This window comes from Methylocaldum szegediense, assembly GCF_949769195.1.
Lineage (GTDB): Bacteria > Pseudomonadota > Gammaproteobacteria > Methylococcales > Methylococcaceae > Methylocaldum > Methylocaldum szegediense.
In genome coordinates this window covers 3616657-3625000 of sequence record NZ_OX458333.1, presented here as the reverse complement: position 1 = coordinate 3625000, position 8344 = coordinate 3616657, and the positions used below count along the sequence as shown (strand labels likewise).

Genomic DNA, 8344 nt, shown 5'->3' with positions numbered 1-8344 from the left:
CTCGCCGAAATCATCAATCAATCGCAACTCAAACGATTCATGCGCCTCGGCCCTTTGATGCAACATCTGTTTGCCCTGGCGAAAAGTCGATCCGAAAACAACGATGACCCGATCGCTGAAAACCGCGCATTAATTTTAGTCTTAAGCGCCTATGTCAACGGGAAGAACATTACGCAGTGGCTGCCGTCAAATCATCCACCGGTGATTCCTCCAAGGCGCGAGGTTCTCCTCAACCGCCGGACGGATATCGCCCAGCATTTCATGGCATCCGCAGCTTTGGCTATGTCCGGCCATAGTACACTAGCCAATATGATCGGCCTTGCCAAAGAAATGAACGACACCCACAGCGGCAGCGGCTTCAGTTTCACTGATCTAGCCGCCGACCAGGCCGGTGCCATGTTCGGCAAAACCGCAATCCGCTCGGAAGACAAGGCCCGCAAAGTTCAGGCTATCCTGAGCCAAAGTGCCGATGAATCGCTGTTTATGCCGAACATCAAAGACCTGCCGGAAAACCTGAGTCCTGCCGATTTCGCGGCGCGTTTCAAGGATATTCAAAGTCCCGAATTCAACGCCTTGAAACGACAAATCGAACAACGCATTCTGGCTTGCAGCCTCTATCAGCCGTAACCGTTGTTTAACGAACGAAGGGCTGCGTTCGCGGTTGTCGTGATCTTCCATGCGTAAAAAAGCCAGCTCTTTATGAGCTGGCTTTTTACTTTTCTTACTAAAGAGCGCTTGCAATCATTCAAAATCGAACGTTTTGTCCGCATAGCTCGGCAGACGTGGCATTTCCTGCTTCGGGAACTCGCCAGTCAGGGCATTAAGAAAGGCCACAATATCGTCGGTTTGTTCCTTCGTCAAATCCTTGTTCAACTGCAGCTTGGCCATGATTTTCACGGCATCTTCCAAGGTCTTGACTTTGCCGTTGTGGAAATACGGTGCGGTCAAGGCAACGTTGCGCAAGGTCGGCACCTTGAACATGTGCTTGTCCGCTTCGTTCTTGGTCACGTCGTAACGGCCCAAATCCTTGGAAAAATTGTATTGAGCCTCGAGATAACCGTTCTGATAAGTGGGGAATTTCATGAAGAAACCCGTGCCCTCGGGCTGTTGCGGGCCGTTAAACGCGGGTCCGGAATGGCAGCTGACACAGCCAACTTCCGCAAAGGTATTCATGCCCCGTACCTGCTGCTCGGTCATAGCATTCTTATCGCCGTTGACGTATTTGTCATACGCGCTGTTCGGCGTGATCAAAGTCCGTTCATAGGCGGCGATTGCCTTGGCTGCGTTGTCGGCAGTGATCGAATCGTTACCCCCGAAAGCCGCCGAAAACGCTTGCACATAACCCGGAATCGCTTTTAGACGGGCAACCACATCGTCCCAGCTTTTCATGCCCATTTCGATCGGATTGGTGACCGGCCCCTTGGCTTGCGCTTCAAGGCTCGGTGCTCGCCCATCCCAGAATTGCACCGAATTGAAGGCCGCGTTCCAAACCGTTGGGGCGCTACGCCCGCCCACCTGACCGCGTACGCCTACGGAACCGCCGCGATTGTCGTCGCCGCCCCCCATGACATTGTGGCAAGAATTGCACGATACCGTGCCGCTCGAAGAAAGTCGGGGATCGTGATAAAGCATTTTGCCCAATTCAACTTTTGCCGGAGTGCTCGGATTGTCCGCGGGCTCGGGTGCCTTGCTCGGCAAAGCCTGCCATTCGATCGCCGCAGCCGTCGTTGATGCCCCAGCCAATACCAGAGCACTGATCAGTAGATTCAGCTTAAACATAGGATGCTGCTCCTCTCTTCTCGTTTTATTTCGTTTTTATATCGACGGAAGGCCGTCACATCGTTCTGTGGGGATAAGGGAAAACCCTTATATTGAATTACTTTGACAATTGCAACCCGGTGCCGGGATCCGGGTTGTCGGTCCCCGTCGTTCGAGTATTGCAATCTTCCAGAGGGCGGCGTTCGGTGAAAAAGCGGGCGATATTACAGATCTCGCGTTTTAAGTCATACGGCGTCCCGGTTTACCTCGACGACCGACACGACCATGTAACAGATTAACCGTCGAGCATACCCTGACGAACGATGAAATCCGCGATGGCGTGCACCCCTTCACCTGTCTTGAGATTGGTGAAAACGAAAGGCCGCCCGCCTCGCATCTTTTCGGCATCACGCGCCATGACTTCCAAAGAAGCGCCGACATAGGGCGCGAGATCGATCTTGTTGATGACCAGCAGATCCGAGCGGGTAATACCCGGTCCGCCTTTTCGGGGAATCTTGTCACCGGCGGCTACGTCGATGACGTAAATCGTGAGGTCGGCTAGTTCCGGGCTGAAGGTGGCGCTCAAATTGTCGCCGCCACTTTCCACCAACACGAAATCGAGTTCCGGAAAGCGATGGCACAGCTCCTCTACCGCCGCGAGATTCATCGAAGCGTCCTCCCGGATGGCCGTGTGCGGGCAGCCGCCGGTTTCGACCCCTAAAATGCGCTCCTCCGGCAGTGCCTGGCTTCGGATCAAAAATTGCTGATCTTCCCTGGTGTAAATGTCGTTGGTTACCACGCCGATTTGATAACGATCGCGCATCCGTTTGCATAGAGCGTCTACCAGCGCCGTCTTTCCGGAGCCGACCGGACCGCCGACCCCCACTCTCAATACGTGCCTATCTTGAACTGTCATGCCTCTACTCAAGAACGGAATAGCCGTGAATACTGCACTTCGTGACGACTACTGGCCAACCCCAAGCCGAAGACGCTACCGCCAACCTCGTCATCTCTCAATTCGAATGCCTGCTTCACCCTATGCGGAATTTGCGTCGCCAATGTGCTCAGTAGCCGCTGCCCGGCCGCTTGCCCCAAAGGCACGAGCTTGACGGCGCACAACACCTGGTTTTCCAACCAGCTCCAGAGATATCCCATCGCCGCCTCGAACTTTGGGATCTTCCAGTTCACCGCCGCCAAACTGAAACCGGTGGCGAGCGTGGCCGACGGATGCCGCGTCCAAGCTTCGGCACCCTCGACGTTAAGACCGGCGAGCACCCTAGCCAAGGACTGCCCGCTCTGCCGGTCTTCCGCGCGCAACTCGCTGGTTTCCCGGCAGGCCAAAAGATGGAGACTCCAGCGTTCGACCGAGTCCCCATCGCCTTCTACCCAGGCATCGTAGAGACGCGACAGACACGGCAAATCAGTTGTCGTTTGACAGCGTTCGAGAATGCCGGCGATCCACTCGCCCACCTGCTGCTCGTTTCCGATCCAGCCATCCTCCACTGCGCGCTCCAAACCCTGCGAATAGCTGTACATGCCGATAGGCAGCGCAGGACTTGCCAGCTGTAGTAGTCTCACCAGTCCCAGGTCAGTGACCATGGTGATGAGCCCCATGATAAGCTCCGCGTTCCGGCTCGAAGGGCATCAGCGTGTGCTCGACTGTGAGCCCTAAACCCCGCACCATGTCGTCCAGCACGTGGTCCCATAGATAACGCAGCTCGCCTCTTTCAATCTGTAAAGCGACATGTCGGTTGCCCAGGTGATAACAGGCCCGGGCGAACAACAAGGCGTCGGCGGTCCTAACTACCGATACTGGCTCCGCCGCCGCGCGCACCAACACCACCCGGCCGTCATCGGCAAGCAAACGGTCACCGTCACGGAGCACGGTTCCGCGGGATAGAAAGACGCCTGCTTCAGCCCCGCTGTCCAGTCGCACCAGCAAACGGGATTTCTGGCGAGCCTCGAAAGGCAGGGTTAGGGTATCGTGACTTTCCACTCCAGGCGGAGCGAATTCAGTAAGTCTTGTCATGTCCTTGCATTAAAACAGGAAATACCGCTGGGCCAAGGGCAGTGTTTTCGCCGGCTCACAAGTCAGCAACACGCCGTCCGCGCGCACCTCATAGGTTTGCGGATCGACCTCGATCTTTGGCAGGTAATCGTTATGGATCAGGTTTGCCTTGCCGATATTTCGAGTATTCGAAACGGTGCCGATGAGCTTTTTTAGCCCCAACCGCTTCGTGAGATCTGCTTCGGCCGCCGCCTTCGACAGGAACGTCATCGAGGTTGCCTGGCACGCGCCGCCGTACGCCCCGAACATGGGACGATAATGCACAGGCTGCGGCGTCGGGATCGACGCATTGGGATCGCCCATGGGCGCTGCAGCGATCATCCCGCCCTTGATAATGAGACTGGGCTTCACGCCGAAGAAAGCCGGCTGCCACAACACCAGGTCGGCCAGCTTGCCGACTTCCACCGAACCCACCTCGTGGGCGATGCCATGGCTGATCGCCGGGTTGATGGTGTACTTAGCGATATAGCGCTTCACGCGGAAATTATCGTGCCGTCCATCACCCTGATCTTCTTTACCGAAGGGAGGCGGGAGATAGCCCCGTTGCACTTTCATCTTGTGGGCGGTCTGCCAAGTGCGCGTGATGACTTCGCCCACCCGTCCCATGGCTTGGGAATCGGACGAGATCATCGAGAAGGCGCCGAGATCGTGCAGAATATCCTCCGCAGCGATGGTCTCTCGGCGGATGCGGGATTCGGCGAAAGCGACGTCTTCGGGAATCGAAGGGTCGAGGTGATGGCAGACCATCAGCATATCGAGATGTTCGTCCACCGTGTTGACGGTATAAGGTCGGGTAGGATTGGTGGACGAAGGCAATACGTTGGCTTCGCCGCAGGCCCGGATGATGTCTGGAGCATGGCCGCCGCCCGCACCTTCGGTGTGATAGGTGTGAATGGTCCGCCCCTTGAATGCAGCGATCGTATCTTCCACGAAACCGGATTCGTTCAAGGTATCGGTGTGGATCGCCACCTGCACGTCGAAACGATCGGCTACCGAGAGGCAACAATCGATCGCGGCCGGGGTAGTGCCCCAATCCTCGTGCAACTTAAGTCCCATTGCCCCGGCCCGAAGCTGCTCTTCCAAGGCCTCCGGCAAGCTGGCATTGCCTTTTCCTAAAAACCCAAAATTCATCGGTAAGCCGTCCACGGATTGGAGCATACGCTCGATATTCCAAGGCCCCGGCGTACAGGTGGTCGCATTGGTGCCGGTCGCGGGACCGGTACCTCCGCCGATCATCGTGGTGATGCCGGACATCAGGGCTTCTTCGACCTGTTGCGGACAGATGAAATGGATATGCGCATCGATGCCGCCCGCCGTGAGGATCTGCCCTTCCCCCGCGATGACCTCGGTGCCGGGCCCTATGACGATGTCAACCCCGGCCTGAGTATCCGGATTGCCCGCCTTACCGATCCCGGCAATGCGTCCGTTCTTGATGCCGACGTCGGCTTTGACGATGCCCCAATGGTCCACGATCAGCGCGTTGGTGATGACCGTATCCACCGCGGTTTCCGACGTACATTGGCTCTGTCCCATGCCGTCGCGGATCACCTTGCCACCGCCGAACTTCACTTCATCGCCGTAAATCGTGCGATCTTCCTCCACCTGTATGAAAAGCTCGGTGTCCGCCAACCGTACGCGATCTCCCGTAGTCGGGCCGAACATTTCGGCATAGGCTCGCCTTCCGATACGGCTCATAAAGCCCCCATGATCTTCTGTTGAAACCCGTAAACGCGGCGCTCGCCCGCGAACGGCACCAGTCGAACCTCGCGGGCCTGGCCCGGCTCGAAGCGCACAGCCGTACCCGCCGGGATGTCAAGCCGATAGCCGCGCGTGAGGTCCCGATCGAAGCGCAAAGCCGGATTGGTTTCGGAGAAATGGTAATGCGAGCCCACCTGTATCGGTCTGTCGCCGGTATTCGCGACGAGCACGGTGATGGCCTCGCGTCCCGCATTCAACTCGATCTCGCCGTCTTCGACGAGGATTTCTCCCGGTATCATCGAATCCCCCTACAGAATCGGATTGTGAACGGTCACCAGTTTGGTGCCGTCCGGAAAGGTCGCCTCCACCTGCACCTCCGGAATCATCTCCGCGACACCTTCCATGACGTCCTCCCGGCTCAGCAGAGTCCGGCCGTATTCCATCAGTTCTGCAACGCTGCGCCCTTCCCTCGCGCCTTCCATAATAGCGGCACTGAGATAAGCCACAGCTTCCGGATAATTGAGCTTCAATCCCTTGGCTTTGCGCCGCTCGGCGAGTAGCGCGGCGGTGAAGAGGAGTAGTTTGTCTTTTTCTCGTGGGGTCAATTCCATAGTGGATTGCTACAGGTTTCCGAAATCATCAGTAAAAGGTGGTCAAGAGTTGACAAGCTATGTCTATATCTCGGCTTGACGCCCTTCGACTCCGCTGGCGCTACGCTCAGGGCGAACGGCGCAAAATCATCTGTACTGCTCAGGTTGATGCAATATCTCGATGATAAGGAAGACAGATTACAAACCTTGGTCTCGACACTCAAAGGAATACGGCTGCCGCCTATCTCTCATGCCGGTGCTTACCTCGAGAAGCCCGGTTTACCTCATTCCAATCTCCGCACATCATCGCTTCCTTCTTCCTGCGACTCCAACCCTTAATTCGCTGCTCCATGCCCATGGCCTCCACGCGCGACGCGAATTCTTGGCTAAACACCAGTTCGACAGGCAGCCGGCTTGCCGTGTACCCCCCCACACAAGCCGGCCTGGTGCTCGGCAAGGCGTTTCTCGAGATTGTCGGTATGTCCCGTGTAGTACGAACTATCGCGGCAGCGGAGGATATAAACCCAAAAGCTCATATCGAAGCCTTTGTTGATCCAATAACTCCGTAGTAGACGAGTACGGATACCCTACCTCGACTTACACGAGACCTTATGTCGATCCCAGTACGCCGTTCGCCCTGAGCGTACCGATAGCGAAGTCGAAGGGTGTCTAAAAAATCAACAACCTAGAAAAGCTAACCATGATATGGTCGCCTGTTAGTCTCAAGTCGCCCAAATCCTGGGCAAACACGCCTCTCGGCCGATGACGTTCGGACGAACGGCTCGCCACAGCTCGACCAACAGCCGGCGCAGTGGTTCGATTTGACTGTCGAGCGCCCGGCACACCAACAAACCATCGACCAGCGTGGCTCCAAAGCCGGCTCGATCGCCCGCGACGGTTCTCACCGACTCCAGATCTTTCGGAAGAGCGGGATAGGCGAACAAGCTGGCGCCGAATGGCTGTCCGCGTAAGCCCCATACAGCCTTCAAGACCTGGTCGTCCACCTCGAACCGCTCGATCAACAGCGGCTTTCCGCTCACCCGAATTGACCAGCGGAACACTGCCCTTCCCTGGTCGAACACTTCGCCGCTGGCTGGCCGCCCAAAGCAAAAACTTTCCCAACCTATGAACCGTGCCGTTTCCACCAAGTCGACGTCCACTTCGGAAACGACGCTCGCCCCGCGATAGAAAATCGATTCCTGCGGAAGCCATTCGAGTGCCGCGCTCCGGCCTACCGTCAGATTGACCGTCTGCCTTGCCGGCACCCCCTCACACCGATAGAACTTCCCCGCGGCGGGCGTAGTGATCAGACCTTTGCTCTCCTCTCCGGCAGTCGCCCGAATGTCCAGCCGATCGCCCCCAACGACGCCGCCTGGGGGGTGGAGAAGATACACGTGGCAAACCTCGCCTTCCGGATAGAACGGCCTTTGCACCGCCAGTGGGCCATAGTGGCGCCGCTCGGCCAGGATGGTCCTCTCCCCTCGGGATCCGAAACGGAGCTTAAGTTCGGCCGCCCAACCGCGACCTGCCCCCTCATCTGCCAACAAGCCGAGCCGCCTAGCTTCCCACCAGGAGGTAGGCCCCTACGCCGGCGCAAAACGCTCCGAGTGCCCGACGCAGCAAATCCAGCCTGCCGACGGATGCGCCGAGCAGCATGCCCAGCCCGTGCAAGACCGCGGTCGCGATCAGAAAACCTGCCGCATAGTGAAACGCGCCCATGTCCCGACCGATCTCCTCGGCATGCACATAACCGTGGAAAAGTGCGAACGCCGCCGCCAAAGCGCCCGCGAAACCGTAACCTACGCGCCAGTTGACGACGAGAATGAGCCCCATCACAGCGACTGAAAGCGCCACCGTCACCTCGGCCGAGGGCAAGACCCAACCGAACCCCTGTAAACCCGCCCCAGCCGCCATTACAGTCACGAAAGAGAGCGGTACGAACCACAAAGCGCGCCCGCCCAAAGCAGCAGCCCAAACGCCGACTGCGAGCATGGTGAGCAGATGGTCCAGTCCCATGAAAGGATGTTCGAATCCGGCGCCGAAACCGTGTACGGCACCTACCCCGGTGTGGGCGAATACGGCTTCGGGCAGCATGCCCAAGCTCATGACAACCGCCAGGCTCTGGAAAAACTGTTTGCTCATAAAATCCCCTCAAGCTCGAAATCAGTACCGGCTCCCGCTCTGAGCCTATCCCTAACCCCTTCAACCGGTCGGCCCTGAATCTAGAGCT

Annotated in this window: 11 protein-coding genes (1 of these 11 cut by a window edge); 1 reads left to right on the top strand and 10 read right to left on the bottom strand. The window is 57.6% G+C overall.

Annotation, left to right across the window (positions count from 1 at the left end):
- On the top strand, window positions 1-627 hold the 3' portion of the coding sequence (locus QEN43_RS15685) for a hypothetical protein (RefSeq protein ID WP_156912650.1). It extends 384 nt beyond the left edge of the window; 627 of the gene's 1011 nt are visible here — the last part of the coding sequence; its start codon lies off the left edge, out of view; its stop codon occupies window positions 625-627.
- Window positions 628-741: 114 nt separating this feature from the next.
- Here QEN43_RS15685 and QEN43_RS15680 read toward each other — a convergent pair whose 3' ends face one another.
- The 10 genes from QEN43_RS15680 to QEN43_RS15640 form a co-directional block, all read right to left on the bottom strand.
- A complete protein-coding gene (locus QEN43_RS15680; protein ID WP_026609294.1) occupies window positions 742-1779 on the bottom strand; it encodes a cytochrome-c peroxidase in 1038 nt (345 codons plus the stop codon).
- 274 nt (window positions 1780-2053) lie between these two features.
- A complete protein-coding gene (gene ureG, locus QEN43_RS15675) occupies window positions 2054-2674 on the bottom strand; it encodes an urease accessory protein UreG (protein WP_036267848.1) in 621 nt (206 codons plus the stop codon).
- Window positions 2675-2682: 8 nt separating this feature from the next.
- Window positions 2683-3372, bottom strand: coding sequence for an urease accessory protein UreF (locus QEN43_RS15670; protein WP_317963391.1), 690 nt, complete (start codon window positions 3370-3372; stop codon window positions 2683-2685).
- Entirely contained in the window at window positions 3347-3787 is a 441-nt protein-coding gene (gene ureE, locus QEN43_RS15665; protein WP_317963390.1) for an urease accessory protein UreE, read from the bottom strand. Before ureE ends, QEN43_RS15670 begins: the two co-directional genes overlap by 26 nt.
- Window positions 3788-3796: 9 nt before the next feature.
- Window positions 3797-5521: an urease subunit alpha gene (gene ureC / locus QEN43_RS15660; RefSeq protein ID WP_026609290.1), complete on the bottom strand. Its 1725-nt coding sequence runs from the start codon at window positions 5519-5521 to the stop codon at window positions 3797-3799.
- Entirely contained in the window at window positions 5518-5823 is a 306-nt protein-coding gene (locus tag QEN43_RS15655; RefSeq protein ID WP_026609289.1) for an urease subunit beta, read from the bottom strand. Before QEN43_RS15655 ends, ureC begins: the two co-directional genes overlap by 4 nt.
- 9 nt (window positions 5824-5832) lie before the next feature.
- Window positions 5833-6135: an urease subunit gamma gene (gene ureA, locus QEN43_RS15650; protein WP_026609288.1), complete on the bottom strand. Its 303-nt coding sequence runs from the start codon at window positions 6133-6135 to the stop codon at window positions 5833-5835.
- A gap of 365 nt (window positions 6136-6500) precedes the next feature.
- Window positions 6501-6650, bottom strand: a complete 150-nt coding sequence (locus QEN43_RS21825; RefSeq protein WP_202901080.1) for a GIY-YIG nuclease family protein — start codon at window positions 6648-6650, stop codon at window positions 6501-6503.
- A 186-nt stretch (window positions 6651-6836) separates the two neighbouring features.
- Entirely contained in the window at window positions 6837-7661 is an 825-nt protein-coding gene (locus tag QEN43_RS15645; protein ID WP_026609287.1) for an urease accessory protein UreD, read from the bottom strand.
- 10 nt (window positions 7662-7671) lie between these two features.
- Window positions 7672-8256 (bottom strand): HupE/UreJ family protein, encoded by a 585-nt coding sequence (locus QEN43_RS15640; protein ID WP_026609286.1) that lies wholly within the window; start codon window positions 8254-8256, stop codon window positions 7672-7674.
- Window positions 8257-8344 lie beyond the last annotated feature (88 nt).

Coding starts and splice junctions, on each gene's coding strand:
- QEN43_RS15680 (WP_026609294.1), bottom strand. CDS start 1,779: ATGTTTAAGCTGAATCTACTGATCAGTGCTCTGGTATTGGCTGGGGCA.
- ureG (WP_036267848.1), bottom strand. CDS start 2,674: ATGACAGTTCAAGATAGGCACGTATTGAGAGTGGGGGTCGGCGGTCCG.
- QEN43_RS15670 (WP_317963391.1), bottom strand. CDS start 3,372: ATGGGGCTCATCACCATGGTCACTGACCTGGGACTGGTGAGACTACTA.
- ureE (WP_317963390.1), bottom strand. CDS start 3,787: ATGACAAGACTTACTGAATTCGCTCCGCCTGGAGTGGAAAGTCACGAT.
- ureC (WP_026609290.1), bottom strand. CDS start 5,521: ATGAGCCGTATCGGAAGGCGAGCCTATGCCGAAATGTTCGGCCCGACT.
- QEN43_RS15655 (WP_026609289.1), bottom strand. CDS start 5,823: ATGATACCGGGAGAAATCCTCGTCGAAGACGGCGAGATCGAGTTGAAT.
- ureA (WP_026609288.1), bottom strand. CDS start 6,135: ATGGAATTGACCCCACGAGAAAAAGACAAACTACTCCTCTTCACCGCC.
- QEN43_RS21825 (WP_202901080.1), bottom strand. CDS start 6,650: ATGAGCTTTTGGGTTTATATCCTCCGCTGCCGCGATAGTTCGTACTAC.
- QEN43_RS15640 (WP_026609286.1), bottom strand. CDS start 8,256: ATGAGCAAACAGTTTTTCCAGAGCCTGGCGGTTGTCATGAGCTTGGGC.